Genomic DNA, 19,795 nt, shown 5'->3' with positions numbered 1-19,795 from the left:
CGTGCGGCCGATCACCCCCGGGAGCTTACGGCCAGCTCGAAGGTCACGTCGGCGCCCTGGTCGGGAGCGATGGTAATGGACTGGGACACGGCATCCGAGCGCATGTGGACCGCCTCGAGTTGATAGGTGCCGGCCGGCAGCCCTGCGGGGAGTTCGAACGTTCCCGTCTCGTCGGTGACGGCGAAGAACGGGTTTTCCAGCACATGCACGAACGCGATCATCCAGGGATGCACGTTGCAGGCGAAACGGATCCTCAGTTCGGGGGTTTCAAAGACCTTTTCGTTGATCTGGCCCTTGTTGGCCTGGCTGATGTTGAACCCTTTGTTGCGGGGATCCTTCGGCGTGCAGTTGACGTTGTGCATGAAGGGGTCGGAGTTGCGGATGGTCAGCGTCTCTCCCGCCAGGATGGCCGAGACGTAGGGCTCATACATGCAGCCCTCCTGATCCAGCAGCACCGGGCCCGCCGATTTGCCGGCACCGGAGGGCGCCTGGACAATGCGGACCAGCGTATAGCCGAGACCGCCGTCCGCTCCGACCACATAGGCCCGGGTCATCGCGTCGCCAACGGCCACCTTGCCGCAATTGGCATCAGACTTCACGGCGCCGATCACCTTCTCCGGTGGCGGGGTGCCCTTGAGGATCACGCGCCCGCGGATCCGTCCGTCGGAGGTCGGAGTGACCACAGGGGCTGCCGCGGTCACGGCGGCGGCGGCGGGGGCGGGTGGCGTCGTGGCGGGTTTTGCCGGTTCGGCAGGCGCGGCGGGCCCCGGCGTCGTTCCGGGCGCGGCCGTGGGAGCGATGCCCGGTGCCGCCGCCACGATCTCCGCGACCGTCACCTGGACCACCTGGTTGGTCAGGATGGGACGCGGCCGCGCGCCGGGTTCGATGACGTAGCTCTTTGAGGCGCCGCCGGGGATGAAATAGAGGGTGGCGGCCGTCGCCAGAAGCAGGAGGAAGGCAATCAGGATCAGCAGGGGATCCGCGAGCGGAGATTTGTGGTCAGCGTTGGACGACATTGCGACTGAAGGATCCGGCTCCAACGACCGGGTGCAAGCCCCGACTCGCCGCGATCCTGCCGACCTCCCGTGGATTGGCGGTGCGAATCGCGGCGTGGTCCCCCGAGTTCTCCGCGCCCTTGGCGGGTGGCGTTGCCGTGCGGTGACCTTTGGTCTGGTGGTCGCGGACCCGAATCGGGCGGATTCCCCGGATGGATGGCCGGTCCCCGCTCGATCTTCTGTCCTCGTCCACCCGTCCAGATATCCATAAAAGCAGACTTTGCTACAGACCGTTTGCAAACAAAAGCGGTCTCCGTGAACGACCGAATAAGGGATTCGATCCGGCAAAAGCTGGGCGACGCCATCGAGACTCCCTCGCCACGGCTTCCGATGGCTCCACACAGCTGATCCAGGTGGCCGGCGAGATCGGCATTGTCGGGACGCTCGAGCGTGAGATCCGGGCCCTCCAGGGCGCGTCTGCGGCGTTCCCGGCCGCCCGCAGGTTGCTGATTGCAGAGGGTCCACCATCACGCGGCACCCGCATCCCCGAAGGCATCGAGGTCCTGCCCATGTGGCGGTGGTTGCTCGACCCGTCCATCACGGCGCAAGGGTAGGAGATCGGGTCTCGAGGGGGAGCCGGTGCAACGGCGGTTCCAAATCCAGCGCCCGCGATCCCCCGGCGGCCGTGGCTGAGGTCTGTTCCGGCAGATCTGTTTGGCGATTGACCCTGAGTGGCCGGTGCGACGACGGTCACCCTCGGCGGTTCCAACCCCCAGTTGCCTCCATGCCCCAGCAATCTCCCGACCGCGTGGTTCTGATTGATGCCCTCCGCGGTTTCGCCCTGCTGGCCATCGCCATGGTCCATTTCATGGAGCAGTTCCTCGCCAACATGGCGCCCCCGGAGCATGAGAGCTACACGCGGCACTGGGCGGGCGACACCGTGCTGGAGGTTTTGTTCGTGGTGCTGGTGCGCGGCAAGGGGTTCGCGCTGTTTTCCTTCATGTTCGGACTCAGCTTTGCCCTGCAAATGGGGCGGGCGCAGCAAAAGGTGCCGGGGACGGACCCCCGCTGGCGGTTTGCCTGGAGACTGGCGGTGCTTTTGGGCATCGGATTCGTTCACAGCCTCGTGTATCGCGGGGACATCCTGATGATCTACGCGCTGCTGGGATTTCCCCTGCTGCTCTTTCGCGACGTCCCGAGCCGGGCCCTCTGGGCGACGGCCCTGGTGCTGGTTGCGGGCCTGCCGCGATTGCTGATGGCCCTGGCGGCATCCGGTTCCCCGGCGGCGGCGGCGGAAGACGCCGCCGCGGTTTTGACCTACTGGACGACCCTGGAGTCCGGTTCCTGGCGGGAACTCTTCGCACTGAATGCGACGGAGGGACTGCGGGGACGGTTCGGGTTCCAGTTCGGTCCGGTGTCGAGGGCGTACCAGACCTTCGCCCTCTTCCTGATCGGACTTTGGGCTGGACGCCTGCGTTTGTTCGAAGTTCCGGAGGCCCATGCGGCCATTTTCAAGCGCCTGTTGCGATGGTGTGGCGGGCTGACGGTGGCCCTGCCGCTCGTTGTCGGGGGCGGGTTTCTGGTCGTCCGACTGCTCGGCACCGGTGAATCCGGGGAGTCGCCATCGGGCGATGCCTCCGCTCGATTGCTGAGCCCGATCGGGCTGGCGGGGATGGGCCTCTACGACCTGTGGAATTTCGTGATGACCCTCTTCTACGCGGCCCTGTTTGTGCGGGTGTTCCAGACGGATACCGGACGGCGACTGCTGATGCCCTTCGCGCCCGTGGGTCGCATGGCCTTGACCTGTTACCTGACCCAGTCCCTGGCGGGTGCCTTCCTGTTCTACGGGGCCGGGCTCGGGCTGCTGGGGCGTGTCGGCAACAGCGTGGCGCTGCTGCTCGGTGTGGCTGTCTTCGGGCTCCAGATGCTCGTGTGCCGCGTCTGGCTCCAATACTTCCGCTACGGCCCGGTGGAATGGCTCTGGCGTTCGCTGACCCTGTTGCGATTCCAGCCGATGGGCTTCGGAGGTGCCGCAGTCCGTTGAAACCCGGCCGCCCCCGCACCCCTCAGGGGGGCCGCGGGCGCGTGTGACAGGTTCACTCCTCCTCCTCACCGGGCTCGATGACCTGGAACGGTGACGATGGCTGATGCGAATCTGGCGTGCGCCTCGCCGGGAGATGAATTCCGCCCCCCCCACCGACGGGACACCGTTGCGCCAAAGCCGGGACAGGACAGACCGGGGGACAGGCTTACTGTCCACTGGCCGGGGCGTTCACCCGCCGGCCCGCCGGGTCAATGATCGTGGGCGTGACGAAGACAAGCAGACGCTTGCGCGTGGGCCTGGCTTCGGACCGGAAGAGGCGTCCGATCCTGGGCAGGTCACCGAGCGTCGGCACCTGGTTCGTCGTGGGGCTGGCGGTGCCTTCCAGGAGGTCTCCTGCCAGCACGAGCGTCTGCGAATCCTGCACGGTGGCCGACGACATCAACTGGCGGCTCCGCAGCCGGGGCAGGTGCGGGGTGGCGGGATCGGTTTCGAGAAGCTCCGTGAATCCGGCGATCACGGTGAGTTGGATGGCCTGCCCATCCGCCGTGACATGGGGGATGACATCGAGCACCGGTCCAAACGGCACGGCGTTGGTCGTGCCGTCGGCATCCACAACGGACTGCAGGTTCACCATGCTGATCTGCGCCTGCCGGGCGCTGAGCGTGGTGACGTTTGGGGCGGAGAGCAGTGTGACGCCAGGGCGCGATTCCAACGCGGCGAGGACCGTGCGGAACTGTTGCTCGGTGAGAATTCCGGTAAGGCTTGGAGCGGCTCCCGGCGGTCCGGGCGGGGGCGATGTTCCGCCTGCTTGGGGAAACACTCCGCCAGGGCCGCCACCGGGCGCACCGCCGCGAGCAGGACCGTCATCGGGCGTTCCCGGATTGGGAGTGGCCGGGGCGTTGCCGAGGAACCAGTCAAGACCGAGCGCCTGGCTGTCCCGGTCCGCGATCTCGACAAACTTCACTTCCACCTGGACCTGTGGCGGTGCGGCGTTCAGCACCTGGATGGCCTTCTCGATGATCTCCAGGTCTTCCGCAGTGGCCCGGACAAAGAGCAGGCCGGCGCGGTCGTTGAAGAAGACGGCCTTGCGGGACTGGTCGGGCGTGTCGCCCTCTGGTGGCGCTGAAAAATCCACGCCCGCGGCACGGAAGAATTCGCGCAACTGGCCTTGGGTATGGCGGGCTTGGTTGATCCCGGTCGACTCGGAAGGAGGCGCGCCCGTGACGAGCTCAAGGGCTTGGATGAAGGTGTTGGGATCCACCCGGAACTGCCGCGTCAGCAGCGGCACTGGCTCGGCAAACATCCTCCCGTCGTCAACGGTCAGCGGAACCCTGCCGGCGTCGTCTGGCGAGGCTGTGGAGAGTGAAAACCGGGTGATGCCGGCCGCCTTGGCAGCGTCCATCGCGAACACAATCCGGGACATGGGCACCTCCGGGTTGGCAATCAGCCGTAGGACCAGGTTGGCGTCTGGCACCATACGTCCGGCCAATGCGGCCTGAAGCTCATCGGCGCTCACTGTCCTCCCATCCAGATCAAAGCCGGTGTCCTCCGCTGGCACGGTCACGGTGGCCACGCGGCCTTGATCCGGAGCACCAGCGGTCGGATTTGCGGGAACAAGTCCGTAACGCCGCGCCAGCAGCGGGTCCATCAGGTAAAGCGGCCCTGGACTGGCAGGAGTCGTGGCGCCGGGTTCCAGTCCGTAGCGTGCCGCCGGCGCGGAGGCCGCTGTCAGACTTGCCGTCAACGCGCTTGACGGAAGCACGGTGTAGGCGCTCGGCGGTTCTGCCGGGTCTGCCGGATAAAGCAGCACCAACGGAACGCCTGGTTGCCCCAGTTCGGCGAGCTTGGCCGCGATGAGGGCGTTGGATTGGGTGAAGTCCGCTTCCAGCACCAGCGCGTTGATGGCCTGGAGTTCCTGCAGGACTTCGGCGCTCTCCAACGTTCGGCGGTTGACCTGGCAGTCCACGCACCACTTGGCTGTGAAGTTCACCACCACGGGCCGGCCGGCGGCGCGGGCCTCGGTCACGGCGGCTTCGCTCCAGGGCCGCCAGTTGAGGCGGGTGATGACGGTGGGTTCATCAGCAGGCGTGGCCTCGACGCGGCGGTTGAAGGCCATCGGCAGGGCGACGAACGCGGTGACCAGCAGCGTGATCCAGCCGGACCAGCCCAGGCCGGCACGTTGCGGAAGGGGCGCGTGGAGCAGGCGGTCCACGCGGGAGCGGAGGGCGCGGCGGGATTCAAAGATGCCCAGGAAGCTCAGCGCGATCATCGGCCGCGCGGCGCAGTGCCGGGCGACCTCCACGAGCGTGGCCGGATACGCCGCGCGGTCCTGCTGCGTGGCGAGCATCACGCCTTCGTCCACGGCCTGTTCGCGCAGCGTTCGGATGCGGGCGTTGGCCAGCCACACAAGGGGATTCCACCACCAGAGCACCTGCACCAGGGCCTGGAGCAGGTTGACCCAGAGGTCCTGCCGGCGCAGGTGCGTCAGCTCATGCAGCAGCACGGCCCGCAGGCCTTCCCGGGAGAGCTGGCCGGCGAGTTCCCGCGGCAGGAGGATCGCGGGCTGGAGGAAACCGCAGAGCGCCGGGCTGTGATTGGCCTCGCTGATCCGCAACGCGGGCACCCGGCGCAGGCCGACAGACGCGGCCGCCTCGTTCAGGAGGGCCTGGAGGTCGGCGGAAGCGTCCCGGGCCCCTCGGGTGAGTCGGTGGATCGGCCGGTTGCGGACCATCATGCCGAGGGCCAGCAGCAGGGCTCCCGCCGCCCACGCAAGCAGCAGCTTCGCGTGAAGGCTGAGGGGAGCGGGCGGCGCGGCGGGAGTCACGAAGGGCGGGTTCCAGGCAATCTCCAGCGAAGGATCCACGGCTTCGGCGGACACCTGATAGCGGGCGGGCGGCTGCATCACAACAGGACCGGCGAGCCAGCGGCCGAGCCAGAATCCGGCTCCGGTCGGCAGCAGGAGCGAAGGCGGCAGCAGCAGCTTCACGACGAGCAGCAGCCAGAGTCCATAACGCAGCGCGCTCCGCAGCCGGCGGCCGAGGAGCAGGTCCAACATCACCAGTGCCGCAACCAGCAGGGCGGTCTGGAAGAACATGGCGCGCGCCAGGCCCCATGCCGGCGTGCCGAGTTGGTTGAGGAAGTCGAGCATGACCGGAGGGGTTCAGGATTTGGCCTTGCGGGAAGGAGCGCCGCCCTGCGACTTGCGCCGGGCGGCGATCAGGGCCTCGAGTTCGTCGAGCTCCCGGGCGGAAATCGTCTCACTGGTGAGCAGCGTCTCGACCATCGGCTTGAGCGCACCATCAAACGCGTGCTTGAGGGCGTAGCGCAGTTCCGTGAGCTGGGCCTGCCGCCGGGTGACGGCGGCCCGGTACAGCGTCAGGTGGCGGACCTTATCCGCGGTGAGCAGGCCTTTGGCGACCATGCGGTCCATGAGCGTGCGGACGGTGCTGTAGGTCCAGCCCTGGGATTTCATGAGCGACTCCTGCACGGCCGGGGCGGCACAGGGCTGTTGCTCCCAGACGGCCTTGATGATGGCCCATTCAGCCTCGGTGAGTTCGGGAAGGGGGGATGACATGGCGGCGACGGATGTAAAGCTATCTCTACATCTGTAGAGATGTCAAGCCCCCGAAGCACCCCCCTGAGGCGGTCCCCCTTGCCACCCTCTGCATCGGGACGGCGGCGCCATGCCGCCATGGGACTTCAGGATGATGGGACTACCGCTGCCGGGGGGTGCCGGCGGTTCCTTGCGGGGGAAGAGCGGAACCGGGTCACCGATGACGTGGCCGGGTGCCAGGCCTCCCCATGCCGCCAGGCTGCGGCGGTCGGGGACGGGGTCGAGACGGAGCTGGGCGCAAATTCGGACCGCGGTGTCCGGGATGAACGGCCACAGCAGCACGGCGAGGATCCGGCAGACCTCCGCAAGATTGTAGAGCACGGCGTCCAGACGCGCCGCCTGCTCCGGATCCTTGGCGAGGCTGAACGGACGGGTCTGGTCCACATACTGGTTGGCGCGTGTGACCAGACCCCAGAGGGAGACCAGTGCGTCCTGCAACTCGTGGCGGTCGAGGGCGGCGGTGGTGTCGCGCACAAACACCGCGGTCTCCGCCGCCAGTTCCGTCGAGACCGGAGGCACCACGCCGTCGCGGTACTTGCGGAGCATGCTCACCGAGCGGTTCACCAGGTTCCCCAGTCCGTTGGCAAGTTCGGCATTGTAGCGGGCACGAAACCCCTCGTCGGTCCAATTGCCGTCGGGTCCGATGGCCAGCTCCCGCACGACATAGTAGCGGAAGGCGTCGAGTCCCCACGCCGCGATCACGGCAAGCGGGTCCACAATGTTGCCCGTGGATTTGCTCAGCTTGGCGCCATCCTTCTGCCACCAGCCGTGCGCCAGGAGAGTCGCGGGCAGGGGGGCGCCCAGCGCCTTGAGCATGATGGGCCAGTAGACGGCGTGGAACTTCAGGATGTCCTTGCCGAGGAGATGCACGTCGGGCGGCCATGCCGAAAGGCCGGTGGACGGTGCGCTGAAATCCGGACCGAGCAGGCCGGCGATCGCGGGATCGCCCAGTGCCGCCGGGACCGAGAAATAGTTCACCAGCGCGTCGAACCACACGTAGGTCACGTACGCCGGATCGAAGGGCAGGGGAATGCCCCAGGCCAGGCGGGCCGCCGGACGGCTGATGCAGAGGTCGGCAAGCGTGTGGTGCTTCAGGAACCCCAGCACCTCGTTGCGCCGGGACGCGGGCTGGATGAACTCCGGATGGGACGCGATGTGGTCGAGGAGCCACGCCTGGTGGCGTCCAAGCCGGAAATACCAGTTCTCCTCCACCAGTTCGGTGACCTCCCCCCATTGGGCATCCCAGGTGCCGTCCGGATTGCGGTCCTTCTCCGTGAGAAATGTCTCCTCCTTCACCGAATAGAACCCGCGGTACTCGGCCTTGTAGAAGTGATCCTCCGCGTGCAGTCGGGACAGGATGGCCTGAACCACGCGGTGGTGGCGCGGCTCGGTGGTGCGCACGAAGTCGTCGTTGGAGACCCCCAGTTGTGCGACGAAGTCCCGCCATTGAGCCGCCAGTTCGTCGCAATAGGCCTGGGGCTCCCGGCCCTGCTCCTGGGCGGCCTGTTGCACCTTCTGCCCGTGCTCGTCGAGTCCGGTGAGGAAGAACACCCCATCGCCGCGGGATCGGCGGGCCCGGGCGATGACGTCCGCGAGGATCTTCTCGTAGGCGTGGCCGAGGTGCGGCGCGCCATTGACGTAATCAATCGCCGTGGTGATGTAGAATCGCTTGCTCATCGGCGGGGCCAGCCTGACGGAGCCGTTGCGGGAAGTCCAACCGCCCACGGTCTGCGCTGTCGGGCGGTTTCCGGGAGGGGTGATGTGCCGCTTGACCGGTGACGCTCCTGAAGCCGAAGTCAGGCATGCACCTTCGCCAGTTCGTCCGGATTGCCTGGCGCCTCGGAGTCGTGGTCGTGGCCGTGACCGTGGCGCTTGGGTCTGGCAGGGCGGATCCCATCACGGCACGGCGCGAGGGGAGCCGGATCATGTTCCGTTCCGGCACGAATCCGCTGGGCGCGTACCAGGCGGAGCCCGGGGTGTTTCCACGTCCGGACATCGGCGACCGCCAGCGCCGGGGTGGCTATCTGCACCCGCTGTACACGCCGTCCGGACTCCTGGTGACCGACGATTTCCCGCCCAATCACGTGCATCATCATGGGGTGTGGGCGGCCTGGACCCGGACCGGATTCGAGGGGAGGCGTCCGGATTTCTGGAACCTCGGGGACGGCACCGGTCGCGTGGAGTTTGTGGGACTGGACAGCGTCTGGGAGGAGGCCGGGGCCGCCGGTCTGCTGGCGCGGCACCGGTACGTGGATCTCGTCGCCAGCCCACCGCAGGACGTGCTGGAAGAGACATGGGACGTGCGGGTCTCGGAGCGTCGAGATCCCCGTGCCGCGTATGAGTGGGATCTCACCCTGGTCCAGACGCTCGTCGGGAATTCACCCCTTGAGCTTCCCGAATACCATTACGGCGGTCTGGGATTGCGCGGGAACTGGGCGTGGAACGGCCCGGACCACGGGGCGTATCGGGACTCCAACGGGATGACCAACCGGGTCGCGATCAACGGCGCCCGCTCGCGCTGGTTCTGGATGGGCGGACCGGTGTCCAACGGCATCGCCGGGGTGGTGATCCTTTGTCATCCCGCCAACTTCCGATTCCCCCAGCCGATGCGAATGCATCCAAACGAGCCCTTCTTCTGCTATGCGCCGCAACAGGCGGGTCCGATGCGCCTCGAACCCGGGCAACCGTGGACGGCCCGTTACCGGTTGGTGACGATGGACGGTACCCCGGAAGCCGCGGAGTTGGAGGCTCTGTGGGAGGCGTACGCCGCGCCTCGGTGATGGGCACCGGTCCGCCGGCCACCACGCCACGGGAGCGTGGATCGTCGTATGGGATGATGACCGCTCAGCGGGGTCCGCCGGTCCCCGTTGACCCACGCTCAGCCTGTTGAGCGCGTCCGTCCTCCAAAAGGCGCAGCAGGTTTGCCGTGTCGGTGACCGTGGCCCTTCCGAGGTGGTCGGGTTCGTCCTCCAGTCGGTCCGGAAGTTCCTGGAGGTCCAACATCGGTGTTGGGTCCTCAAACACCGCCGCCAGGGCGGCGTTCACGGCGGAGCGACCCCGCGCGGTGAGGATGACCTCGGAGCCGCTCCCAAGCCGTCGGGCGGCTTCAAGTCCGCGCCCGATGTCCCAGACGCGCATCCCGTCGAGGGTCTGGCCCACCAGCGGGAACCGGCGGCGGATCTGGGTCTGTTTGCGCGCATCACCGGTCCATCGGTGCGGACCCTCGCCGCGGGGTGCCATCGCGAAGAGGACCTCGCCTGGCGCCGGACCCGTCCACACCGGCACCACGCCCGCCGACGCCTGGGCCGGGTTGCCGGCGAGGCGGCCGGCGGCCCCGGGAAACCGCGGGGCCCAGGCTCCCATCCAGGAGTCCCAACCGGCGTCGTCGAGCACCACGAACCGGCTCCACTGCGGCGGCGTTCCGGGCTGGTCGGCGACCACCAACCGCAGGACGACATGGGGCTGGCTTTGAAACTCAAACACCCTCAGTCGCACCGTGCCATTGGTTTCGCTGGAGAGTTCACGCAGCCCCAGCGGCTCGTCGGCCCCGGGCCAGCCCAGGAAGCAGCGATCCCGAAGGATGAGGCGCAAGGCTTCAAGATCCGCGGGTGGCGGGTTGGTGGGCGGGCCGAACTCGCGCTGGATCCGCGAGTTTCGGGCGTCGGCGGGTGCCGTCCCCAGCGCCCTGAGCGTGTGGCCCGGGTAGCGGGCAAGGGCTGCATTCGTGACGGGCGTCGTCGCTCCCTTGAGATGACGGTCGAACCAGCGCACGACCGGAACCTGCAGGTCCTGGGTGTCCACGTGAGGGCCAGGAGCAATCACGAGGCCCAGCTCGTCCTCGGCGCCGAGGAGCCGGTAGAGACGCCGGGTTGCGGAAAACAACCGCTGCACGCCGTCCAGGGGAAACAGGGTGTCGGCATCCGTGTTCACGATCAGGAGCGGACGCGGGGCGACAAGGGCCGCCTGAAGTGGAAAATCCCATTGGTGGCGGTTCAGGTAGAACATGCAGTCGCAATGGCCCTCGACGGCGCCGTCCACGACCTGGTTGCGCAGATCCGTGATGCCCGCGACGGGCGCCGCCACGCGGACACGTTCATCCAGTGCGGCGACCGTCCAGGTGTAGGCACCGCCGCCGCTGCGTCCGGTCATGCCGATCCGCCCCGGGTCCACCTCGGGGCGCGACTCGAGGTAGTCGAGCGCACGGATGCCGTTCCAGGCCTCGACGCCCGCCGGGGTGTAACCGCGGCTGTTCCACCACCATTGTCCGAGCCGGTAGGTCCCATGGTGATCCCCCTCGATTTCGCCCAGCTGATGGGTGTCCACCATCAGGCAGACATACCCCTGCTGCGCCAGCCAGATGCCGTGGTGCTGGTAGGCAACCTTGTTGCCGAAGCTGATGCCGTTGGTCTTCACCGGGGAATGGCCGCAGACGTACAGGATGGCAGGTGCGGGTGCGGACAATCCCTTGGGCAGGTACAGGTTGGCGGTCACGTACAGTCCTGGCAGGGACTGGAAACGGAGCGACTCAACGAGGAGGTCCCCACCGTCCACACGCCCGCTCACCTCCGCCTGCAGATCGGTCCGTGCCGGCGGCGGCCACAGGCCGAGCATGTCGAGCAACTGCTGGTGGCGCCGGGGGCGGACCGCCTCCCAGTCGGAACGCGTCTGGACGTCTGCCAGGCACCGCGCCTCCAGCCGTCCGACGGCTGCGGCGAAGTAGGCGGCGAGCTGCGGATCCTCGAGGGCCCACGAGGCCGGCAATGGCTGGGCCTGCAGGGCGAGTGGTGCCAGGAGGAGCCATGCGGCGAGTCGTCGGGAGTGCACGCCCCATCCTGATCCCATCCCGGACCTGGACGCCACGGGGAAGTCGGATGCCACCGGCGGCACGGGCGACGGCGAAGCGGGACCGGACCGCTCTGCGCAGTTGACAGGTGGAAGGGGCCGGGACGAACGTCTCGCCACCATGCCCTCAGAAGAGTCTCCATTGGTCCTTCCGTCGCGACGCGACTTCCTCAAGAGCACCGGCACCCTGGCGGCTGCCGGTGCATTGGCCGGCGTGAGCCTGCCCCATGTCCATGCCGCCGAAAACAACACCATTCCCATCGCCCTCATCGGCTGTGGCGGTCGTGGTACCGGGGCCGCTGCAAACGCGATGAGCGCGAAGAACGGCCCCGTGAAACTGGTGGCGATGGCCGATGTGTTCACCGACCGGCTCAAGTCCAGTTATGACGGCCTGAAAGGGCAGTTCGGGGACAAGGTGGAGGTGCCCGAAGACCGGCGTTTCGTCGGGTTCGATGGCTACCAGAAGGCCATGGATGCCCTCGGCAAGGGAGGGATTGCCATTTTCGCGACCCCCCCGGCGTTTCGCTGGGTGTGCTTCAAGTACGCGATTGACAAGGGAATCAACATTTTCATGGAGAAGCCGGTCGCGGTGGATGCGCCGACGGGCGTGCGGATGATCGAGTTGTCGAAGCTCGCGGACCAGAAGGGCATCAAGGCGGGGGTCGGCCTCATGTGCCGGCACTGCCGGTCACGCCAGGAACTCTTTCGCAAGGTGCAGGATGGCGCCATCGGCCAGATCATCACCATGCGGGCCTACCGCATGCACGGGCCGGTGGGCTCCGCCTTCTCGCAGCCGATGCCGGATTCCGAGGAGAGCGAGTTGCTCTGGCAGATCAAGAACTTCCACAGCTTCCTGTGGGCGTCGGGCGGCTGCTTCAGCGACTTTTACATCCACAACATTGATGAGTGCTGCTGGATCAAGAACGCGTGGCCGGTGCAGGCCCAGGCCAGCGGCGGCCGCAACTACCGCGGCGACAACGTGGACCAGAACTTCGACAACTACTCGGTGGAGTACACGTTCGATGACGGGTCCAAGTTCTTCATGTTCGGGCGCACCATGGCGGGCTGTCATGACGAATTTGCGAGCTATGCCCACGGGCAGAACGGACTTGCGGTCATCTCCTCGGCCGGGCACTGGCCGTCCAATGCGCGCATCTACAAGACGCAGAAGATGGTCAATTCCGACATCGTGTGGCGGACGCCAAAGGAGGGTCCGACCCAGGATCCCTACCTGCTGGAATGGGAGGATCTGATTGACGCGATCCGGAACGACCAGCCGTACAACGAAGTGGAGCGGGGCGCCCAGGCGAGTCTGGTGACTTCGATGGGACGCTTTGCCGCACACACCGGCCAGGTGGTGAAGTACGATGAGTATCTGAAGAACCCGCAGGAGTTCGCGCCGCATGTGGATTCCTTCGACATGAAGTCCACCGCCCCGGTGATCGCGGAAGGCGGCAAGTATCTCGTACCGCGTCCGGGCATGCTGAAGGATCGCGAGTACTGATCCCTGGCGACCCTGAACCGGCCCGTGTCCCGTCCCCCGGGGCACGGGCCCTTTTTCTTGGGGTCATGGGACCTGCAGCCAGCGAGCCCACCCCGGCGTGGCGCGTGCCCGGTGGTGTGAGGCCTTTGCCTGGTGGTGTGAGGCTCCTGCCCGGTGGGGTGAGGCCTTTACCAGGTGGGGTGAGGCTCCTGCCGAACCGTACGCGCCACCGGGAGCTGGGCCTGTGGGGACCCCACGAGCGTACGGCTCCGCGGAGCGTCGCCCCACCGGAGGGAAAATTGGTGCGGCACTGATGGTGTAAGGCCTCGAATTGGTGGGGTGAGGCCTTTACCTGGTGGGGTGAGGCTCCTGCCCGGTGGGGTGAGGCTCCCGCCGAACCGTACGCGCCACCGGGAGCTGGGCCTGTGGGGACCCCACGAGCGTACGGCTCCGCGAAGCGTCGCCCCACCGGAGGGAAAATTGGTGCGGCACTGATGGTGTAAGGCCTCGAATTGGTGGGGTGAGGCCTTTACCCGGTGGGGTGAGGCTCCCGCCGAACCGTACGCGCCACCGGGAGCTGGGCCTGTGGGAACTCCACGAGCGAACGGCTCCTCGGAGCCCCACGGGATGCTTGACGGTGACTACTCCGGATTCCCGGCTGGGCAGGTTTCGGCATGCCCCGTACGCTCCGCGCTCCGGTGACGACCTGCCCGCCATTGCGCCCCCGGCGCCCCATCGAGGGCATCTCCGCAGTCCTTCTGCCGTTCCAAGCCGACGGCGTCGCGGACCTCGACGGATTTGCCGCACTTCTCGACGCCACATGGACCGCTGGATTGACCCCGGCGGTCAACATGGACACCGGGTACGCCAACCTCCTGACGCCCGGGGAACGTGCCCGGATTCTCGCCCTGACCCGGGATCACGCCCACGGCCGCCGGTTCGTTGCCGGCGCCTTCATTGAGGGCCTCCCGGGCGATCCCGCGCGCAATTACCTCGAGGTCGCCGGGGTCATCACGCGCCACGGTGGCGTGCCGATCCTGTTTCCCTGCAGTGCGGTCAAGGCACTGCCGGGGCCGGAACTGGTCCGCGTGTTTCGCGACGTGGCGGCCGGCTGCCCGGAATTCCTCGGCTTCGAGCTCGGCGAGATGTTCGTGCCGTTCGGGCGCATCTGGGACCTCGCGACCTTCGAGTCCCTGCTCGACATCCCCCAGCTCACCGGTGCGAAGCACAGTTCGTTGTCGCGCGAACTCGAATGGCAGCGCCTCGAAGTTCGGGACCGGATACGGCCCGGGTTCCGGCTGTACACGGGCAACGACCTCGCCATTGATCTGGTGATGTGGGGCAGCGACTACCTGCTCGGACTGTCCGCGTTTCACGTCGAGGCGTTTGCCGCGCGGGACCGGCTCTGGGCGGCCGGAGACGCGCGATTCCATGAGCTGAACGACTGGCTTCAGTACCTCGGCATGCTGGCCTTTCGCGCCCCGGTGCCGGCCTACAAACACAGCTGCGCGCAGTTCCTTCACCGGCGCGGGCGCATTGGCTGTCCGGACCCCCATCCGGCGAGTCCCAGACGTCCGGAGGCCGACCTCGCCCTGCTCGAGCCCATCGCCGCCCGGTTGGAGTCCCTCGTCGCGGCAGCGCCCTCCGATGCCGCCCGCCTCCCATGAATTACCCCCGCATGTCCGGCCTCAAGACGGCCGCCGACCTCCAGCAGCGCCTCGGGACGTTCGGGCTGCAGCTCTCCGTCCGGAATCCGGGGCCGGCACCCCATCTGGCGTCCGGACTCCCGTCCGGGCCTGGATGCCCGCGGCCGATCGGCAACCGGTTCGCGATTCTCCCGATGGAGGGTTGGGATGCCACCGCCGACGGGCAGCCCACCGAACTCGTCCGCCGCCGGTGGGAGCGGTTCGGCCTGAGCGGCGCCAAGTTGATCTGGGGTGGTGAGGCGGTCGCCGTCCGCCACGACGGACGCGCCAACCCCCGGCAGTTGGTGCTCCACCCGGAAAACGTGGGGGCGCTCGCCAACCTCCGGGAAATTCTTGTCGCTGCGCACACCCGCGAAGACCAAGCGGACGACTTGTTGATCGGGCTGCAACTGACCCACAGCGGACGCTGGTCACGACCCAACGACAGCCGGCGTCCGGAACCGCGGATTGCGTACCGGCATCCGCTGCTCGACGCGCGAGTGCAGATTTCGGACGACCGCGCCGTGTTCACCGACGGGGAGGTATCGGACCTGGTGGGCGATTTCGTGGCGGCTGCGGGCCGGGCGCGCGAGGCGGGCTTCCACTTCGTGGACATCAAGCACTGCCACGGATACCTCGGTCACGAGTTCCTGAGCGCGGTGGAGCGTCCAGGCCGTTACGGCGGGTCGCTGGAGAACCGGACCCGTTTCCTGCGCGAGATCGTGGAGGGGATCCGCCGGGACGTGCCCGGCCTTGAGGTGGGCGTGCGGCTCAGCCTTTTTGACCAGCGTCCGTTTGTGAAGGGACCCGACGGCGCCGGCGTCCCGGCTCCATGGAGCGGCCCCTATCCCTACGCGTTCGGCGGCGACCCTGCAGAGGCATCGCGAATCGCCTGGGAGGAGCCGCTCGCCTTTCTGCGAATGCTCCTGTCGCTGGGCATCCGCCTGGTTTGCCTGACGGCCGCCAGTCCCTACTACAATCCCCACCTGCAACGTCCGGCCGCGGTGCCTCCCAGCGACGGCTACGAGCCTCCGGAGGATCCGCTCGCTGGCGTGGTGCGACAGATTGTGGCCGTGGCCCGCGTAAAGCAGGAATGTCCCGGCCTCATCGTGGTGGGTTCGGCGTACAGTTACCTTCAGGAATGGCTGGCGCCGGTCGGGGAGGCGCTGGTGGCGGCGGGAGCGGTGGACTGCATTGGATTGGGCCGCACCGTCCTCAGCTATCCGGACCTTCCGCGGGATGTGCTTTCCGGCCGCCCGCTGCAGCGCCGGCGCATCTGCCGGACGTTCAGCGACTGCACCACGGCACCGCGCAATGGACTCGTCAGCGGGTGCTATCCGCTCGACGACTTTTACAAGAGCCACCCTGATGCCCACGCGCTGAAGGCCGTATCAGCCACCCCAAGGCCTCCGTCATAATCCCTGCCGCGTTCAAGGCCGGGGAAGCCTCCGGCCAACCAGGGCACAGATCCCTGGTGCCCCCCCACCGGGTGGGTGGGGTCGTGGTGCCCCGCGACCCACTTCAACTCCGCTCCCCCCGTGGACCATCCCCCGGGGAACGCGGGAAGCCCCATGGTGCCGGACCGCCCACCCGAACTCCCGCTCGATATCGGCGTCGCAATCCCCCGGAGTTCCCCTCCCGGCTGAACTGGTACCAGGCGAACATGGCCACAGAAAGCTCCCCCCGCGAATGCGTCCAAAGCCGCACAGCGCCATGGAATCAAACTCGGTGATGTTGCCGGTTGAGCCAGTTCCGGAACTCGCTCACCAGCTTTCCAAAGGAGTCATCGCGATCCACAGCCATCCCATAGGGAGGCGTTTACAAATGGGATAGGTTCGGAATCCATTGGAATTCCGTTACGGCAGAGGAAAATGACTTTAAGGATTACATCAGTCAATCCAGCGGGGCATTTCCGGCGTCGTGCTGTCCCACAGCTTCAACAGAATTGTGGGAAAAAGCCTTGTTCCGGCCGCGCCAAGTTGCGGTAACTGCCCCGGGCTGTCCCATAGCGCCCTAAAATTTCCGGCAGATCCAGCGTTTGCCATATTTGAGAGCGCACCAAGGCAAAAAGCCTCACAAAGCTGTGCGTCCATTCATGCGCCCAAGCCAGGTATCTCAACAACAAATGAACCAGTAACGCCGTCCAGACCTGCCAGCGGATTGCATTGGCGCGCTATACCCGATCAGGTCACAGAGCTTGAGCGTCTGCTTCAGTTGTTTGAAGAACACCTCGATCTCCCACCGTGCCTTGTACAACGCGACCACCGTGCTCGCGGCCCACCTCAGTTCGTTGGTCAGAAAGACCATCTCCCGTTCCTGGCCGTCCACACCTCCACCAGCGCGCGGATCGGCGTGCGGAAAGGCCGTTGCTCAGGGCCACCCATTCGTCGGCCAGGATCTTTCCCCCTTGGGCACCTCCCGCCGCTCAGGACGTCGCACACCATCCTTCCTTCCAGGCGCGTCACCCAGACCACCTCCCGATCGGAAAGGTCCTTGAGGTGTGCTTCCGATCGACATCGCACGGTCGAAAACCACCACTTCCCCTGTTTTCAGGCCCGCGCACAGCTCTCGAGCCCGGCCGGCATCCGATTCCCGGGCGTGTCCCTCACCACGTAACCCGGCAACAGCGACTGAAAATTGAGGCGCACATGGGCTTTGGCGGCGGCCTTGCGCCGCCGGTGCTGAGCCCAGGGCATGCAGTTGGCCACCAGTTCAATCGTGGTCGAGTCCACCAGATGGATCGTCGCCTTGAATCGCCTCAGGCGCCCCGACAGCCGCCGTCCCCCGAAACCCCGGACTCTGCTCGCGCAAATGCTCCAGGGTGCGCCAAAACAGATCCTCCGCCATCTTGCTGGGCCGCTCCTGATTGGCGTGCGAGAGGGTGTTGCGGTGTGGAGGGTGGCCCCGCGGATGGCGGACAAAAGGGGCCGGAGTAGAGCTGCAGCATCGCACAGGTCATTGAGACCGAATGCATGGCTTAGCTTTCCATAGATCAGGGCCACCACATGGCTCCAGTGACTAAAGGTTCGGGCCTTGCTCTCCGCCCGGTGCTCCCTGGCCAAGGACGCCACCAAGTGCGGCGGAATCAGTTTGCAAAGCTGGCCGAGAATCGTGAACTTGCTGCGGGCTGAGTTGAGATGTTTTTTCATTCACGGACAGGCTGCGTCGCCCGCCCGCAAAACGTCAACTCAGCCTTTTTCCACCCCATTTCCTATGGGATGGCTGTGATCGCGATCCGCCACCCTTTGGATGTGATAGGCGTTGACGATGTCCTCCGCGTACTCCACCCCGCCCAGCAAAGGCTGCACCCCCGCAAGCCGGACCGCCTTGTTGAGCAATCGCTTGTAGCGGGATTTCTCGCACTTCTCATCCGGGGCGTCACACCCGGCCCCGACGGCCGTCCGAAAAGCCTCGCCATCAAGCAAAAACCATCGCTCGATGTGGGGGTCGGGGATCGCGCAGATCACAAAATCCGCCAACTGTCGGGCTCGTTTGTTCACCATCCCGCGTCGCTGCACATACCCCTGGCAATTGGCATCCAAGCCAATGACCAAGCCGTCTGGCAGCGACTCACTTCCCTGCTCCACCGCCTTGGCGAATTCCTCAAGATGATTGAGTGCTTTGCCAATTCCCCCACGGGCGGTTCTTGGACGGATCGCAAGCGGGACCGACTGCTCCGCCGCGATTCGCAGCAGCAATGCCGACAGGAACTTCTCCTGGGCTTGGTCCTCCACAAACAAGAGCAGCTCAGGCATCGAAGTCCCCCCGGAGAATCTTTTCGGACACGGGCACCCGGCCTTCCTCCGGATCGGTCAGTCCGTCCCGGATCCTGGCACGCCAGAACAGGTCCCCGTCGTCGTTGGCGAGCGGCTCGATCCGGGTCCGACCATCCTCACGCCGACAGACGAAAAGCGACTCGCGTGGGACAAGGTCGGCAAGAATTGGAGAGTGCGTGGTGACGATGAACTGGGTCTGGCCGTCCTCAGTGCGTGATTCCAGAAACCGGGCGATCAACTCAATGCGGCGGGGATGGATGCCGTTCTCGGGTTCCTCAAAGGCCACGAGCGTCGGAGACTCCTTGGCGCCGCCCAGGGCCAGGAGTCCGAGCATCCGCAACGTCCCTTCGGACACCAGGCGGGCTGGCACGGGCATTCCGTCCTCCACGAGCTGCAGTTCCACCTCGCCCACCGTGTTGGGCCTCACCCGAATGCTCTGCACCCGGGGAATCAGGGTGTGCAGAGACTTCTCCACACCCCGGAACTGGGCAGGCTCGAGCGTTTGCAGCGTGTTCAGAAACGACGCGAGGTCTTCACCCATCAGCCCGATGTGCCGCACCTCCTTGACCGGATTGGCCGCCCGCATCCGTTCCCGGGGCTCAAAATAAAAGCAGAACCACCCGGCCAGCTCCTGGCGGAATGCCGCCAGATGCGGGTAGTGCGGCGGATACAAAGGGCGGGACACGATGGTATGGTCCAGCCCAACCTCATGATAAGTGGGATGAGCCTGCCCCTCGAGCCGCAGGAACAACCGATGATCTATTTTCTCCAGGAAGGGATTCCGCGATGCCTTGACCTCCCCGCGGCCCTTCAGCGCTGCGAGGTACTCATCCTGCACCCTCAGGATCCCACTCCGGGGCAGGACCTCGACTTGCAAGCGGTACCGCAACTGCCGTTCCTTGATGTAGCTGCCGGACTTGACCTCGCCGCCGGCCGTCCCTTTTCGCAGATCGGCGATCTGCTTTTCCACGGTCGCGACGGTCGCATTCGACAAGGTCACATCAACCTCCATCCGGAAGCTGACCGACTCCCGTTCCAGATGTCCGGCGAGGCCGCCCTGGCCAAAGGCGAATGACTCCAGAGGCGTGCCGCGGTACGGCGGTTCAAAGGCCTCCTTCAAGGTCCGGGATGTGACCAGCCGCGAAAGCAACTGAAGCGCGTCCAGAAAATTGCTCTTCCCAACGGCGTTCGGACCAAACAGAACCGTCAGCGGAAGAGGACGCACCTCCAGATCGCCGAGCGACTTGTACCCTGAAACCTGGACACGGGTGATCATGGGACTGTCATTTGGCCATCCTGTGACATGGCTGAATCGTCGGCCAGCTTCTTCGTGTTGCTTCGACTGGGAGTCAGGATC

General features: G+C 66.3%; 13 protein-coding genes and 1 pseudogene. 6 read left to right on the top strand and 8 right to left on the bottom strand.

Going from position 1 to position 19,795, the window contains the following annotated elements:
• Positions 1-11: 11 nt before the first annotated feature.
• Positions 12-1,016: a hypothetical protein gene (locus KF791_11265; protein ID MBX3733159.1), complete on the bottom strand. Its 1,005-nt coding sequence runs from the start codon at positions 1,014-1,016 to the stop codon at positions 12-14.
• A gap of 392 nt (positions 1,017-1,408) precedes the next feature.
• On the opposite strand from KF791_11265, the gene KF791_11260 reads away from it, so the two are divergent.
• Together KF791_11260 and KF791_11255 are read left to right on the top strand one after the other, a co-directional pair.
• Positions 1,409-1,609 (top strand): hypothetical protein, encoded by a 201-nt coding sequence (locus tag KF791_11260; GenBank protein MBX3733158.1) that lies wholly within the window; start codon positions 1,409-1,411, stop codon positions 1,607-1,609.
• 170 nt (positions 1,610-1,779) lie between these two features.
• Positions 1,780-3,039, top strand: a complete 1,260-nt coding sequence (locus tag KF791_11255) for a DUF418 domain-containing protein (protein MBX3733157.1) — start codon at positions 1,780-1,782, stop codon at positions 3,037-3,039.
• 205 nt (positions 3,040-3,244) lie between these two features.
• On the opposite strand, the gene KF791_11250 is transcribed toward KF791_11255, so the two are convergent.
• Genes KF791_11250 through metG form a run of 3 tightly spaced genes read right to left on the bottom strand, consistent with a single transcriptional unit; the run spans position 3,245 to position 8,329 of the window.
• Positions 3,245-6,187: a thioredoxin family protein gene (locus KF791_11250; GenBank protein ID MBX3733156.1), complete on the bottom strand. Its 2,943-nt coding sequence runs from the start codon at positions 6,185-6,187 to the stop codon at positions 3,245-3,247.
• A 12-nt stretch (positions 6,188-6,199) separates the two neighbouring features.
• The gene (locus tag KF791_11245) at positions 6,200-6,613 is read right to left on the bottom strand and encodes a BlaI/MecI/CopY family transcriptional regulator (protein ID MBX3733155.1); all 414 of its coding nucleotides are present in this window, start codon (positions 6,611-6,613) and stop codon (positions 6,200-6,202) included.
• 42 nt (positions 6,614-6,655) lie between these two features.
• Complete coding sequence (gene metG, locus KF791_11240) at positions 6,656-8,329, bottom strand: methionine--tRNA ligase (protein MBX3733154.1); 1,674 nt, start codon at positions 8,327-8,329, stop codon at positions 6,656-6,658.
• 98 nt (positions 8,330-8,427) lie between these two features.
• Here metG and KF791_11235 point away from each other — a divergent pair, with 98 nt between their 5' ends.
• The gene (locus KF791_11235; GenBank protein ID MBX3733153.1) at positions 8,428-9,432 is read left to right on the top strand and encodes a PmoA family protein; all 1,005 of its coding nucleotides are present in this window, start codon (positions 8,428-8,430) and stop codon (positions 9,430-9,432) included.
• Positions 9,433-9,496: 64 nt separating this feature from the next.
• Here the strand turns inward: KF791_11235 and KF791_11230 are convergent, their stop codons facing one another.
• Positions 9,497-11,494, bottom strand: coding sequence for an acetylxylan esterase (locus tag KF791_11230; GenBank protein MBX3733152.1), 1,998 nt, complete (start codon positions 11,492-11,494; stop codon positions 9,497-9,499).
• Positions 11,495-11,615: 121 nt separating this feature from the next.
• Here KF791_11230 and KF791_11225 point away from each other — a divergent pair, with 121 nt between their 5' ends.
• The 3 genes from KF791_11225 (at position 11,616) to KF791_11215 (ending at position 16,080) form a co-directional block, all read left to right on the top strand.
• On the top strand, positions 11,616-12,998 hold the full coding sequence (locus tag KF791_11225; GenBank protein ID MBX3733151.1) for a Gfo/Idh/MocA family oxidoreductase: 1,383 nt from the start codon (positions 11,616-11,618) through the stop codon (positions 12,996-12,998).
• Between the two features lie 653 nt (positions 12,999-13,651).
• Positions 13,652-14,644, top strand: a complete 993-nt coding sequence (locus KF791_11220; protein MBX3733150.1) for a dihydrodipicolinate synthase family protein — start codon at positions 13,652-13,654, stop codon at positions 14,642-14,644.
• On the top strand, positions 14,641-16,080 hold the full coding sequence (locus KF791_11215) for an NADH:flavin oxidoreductase (protein ID MBX3733149.1): 1,440 nt from the start codon (positions 14,641-14,643) through the stop codon (positions 16,078-16,080). The genes KF791_11220 and KF791_11215 overlap by 4 nt, the downstream gene beginning before the upstream one ends.
• A 518-nt stretch (positions 16,081-16,598) precedes the next feature.
• Here the strand turns inward: KF791_11215 and KF791_11210 are convergent.
• From KF791_11210 to KF791_11200, 3 genes and pseudogenes are all read right to left on the bottom strand, one after another.
• Positions 16,599-17,811: pseudogene (locus KF791_11210) on the bottom strand (IS4 family transposase).
• Between the two features lie 39 nt (positions 17,812-17,850).
• Complete coding sequence (locus KF791_11205) at positions 17,851-18,417, bottom strand: hypothetical protein (protein MBX3733148.1); 567 nt, start codon at positions 18,415-18,417, stop codon at positions 17,851-17,853.
• Positions 18,410-19,714 carry an AAA family ATPase gene (locus KF791_11200; GenBank protein ID MBX3733147.1) on the bottom strand — a complete coding sequence of 435 codons (1,305 nt, stop codon included), beginning with the start codon at positions 19,712-19,714 and terminating at the stop codon, positions 18,410-18,412. The genes KF791_11205 and KF791_11200 overlap by 8 nt, the downstream gene beginning before the upstream one ends.
• Between the last annotated feature and the right edge of the window lie 81 nt (positions 19,715-19,795).

This window comes from Verrucomicrobiia bacterium (assembly GCA_019634635.1).
Classification (GTDB): domain Bacteria; phylum Verrucomicrobiota; class Verrucomicrobiia; order Limisphaerales; family UBA9464; genus UBA9464.
The sequence above is the reverse complement of the archived record's forward strand: the minus strand, read 5'-3'. Positions and strand labels throughout refer to the sequence as shown.

What these genes read in the sequence shown, in the direction of transcription:
- KF791_11220 (MBX3733150.1), top strand. Translation starts at nt 13,652, where the DNA reads ATGCCCCGTACGCTCCGCGCTCCGGTGACGACCTGCCCGCCATTGCGC.
- KF791_11265 (MBX3733159.1), bottom strand. Translation starts at nt 1,016, where the DNA reads ATGTCGTCCAACGCTGACCACAAATCTCCGCTCGCGGATCCCCTGCTG.
- metG (MBX3733154.1), bottom strand. Translation starts at nt 8,329, where the DNA reads ATGAGCAAGCGATTCTACATCACCACGGCGATTGATTACGTCAATGGC.
- KF791_11255 (MBX3733157.1), top strand. Translation starts at nt 1,780, where the DNA reads ATGCCCCAGCAATCTCCCGACCGCGTGGTTCTGATTGATGCCCTCCGC.
- KF791_11230 (MBX3733152.1), bottom strand. Translation starts at nt 11,494, where the DNA reads ATGGGATCAGGATGGGGCGTGCACTCCCGACGACTCGCCGCATGGCTC.
- KF791_11200 (MBX3733147.1), bottom strand. Translation starts at nt 19,714, where the DNA reads ATGATCACCCGTGTCCAGGTTTCAGGGTACAAGTCGCTCGGCGATCTG.
- KF791_11205 (MBX3733148.1), bottom strand. Translation starts at nt 18,417, where the DNA reads ATGCCTGAGCTGCTCTTGTTTGTGGAGGACCAAGCCCAGGAGAAGTTC.
- KF791_11225 (MBX3733151.1), top strand. Translation starts at nt 11,616, where the DNA reads ATGCCCTCAGAAGAGTCTCCATTGGTCCTTCCGTCGCGACGCGACTTC.
- KF791_11250 (MBX3733156.1), bottom strand. Translation starts at nt 6,187, where the DNA reads ATGCTCGACTTCCTCAACCAACTCGGCACGCCGGCATGGGGCCTGGCG.
- KF791_11215 (MBX3733149.1), top strand. Translation starts at nt 14,641, where the DNA reads ATGAATTACCCCCGCATGTCCGGCCTCAAGACGGCCGCCGACCTCCAG.
- KF791_11245 (MBX3733155.1), bottom strand. Translation starts at nt 6,613, where the DNA reads ATGTCATCCCCCCTTCCCGAACTCACCGAGGCTGAATGGGCCATCATC.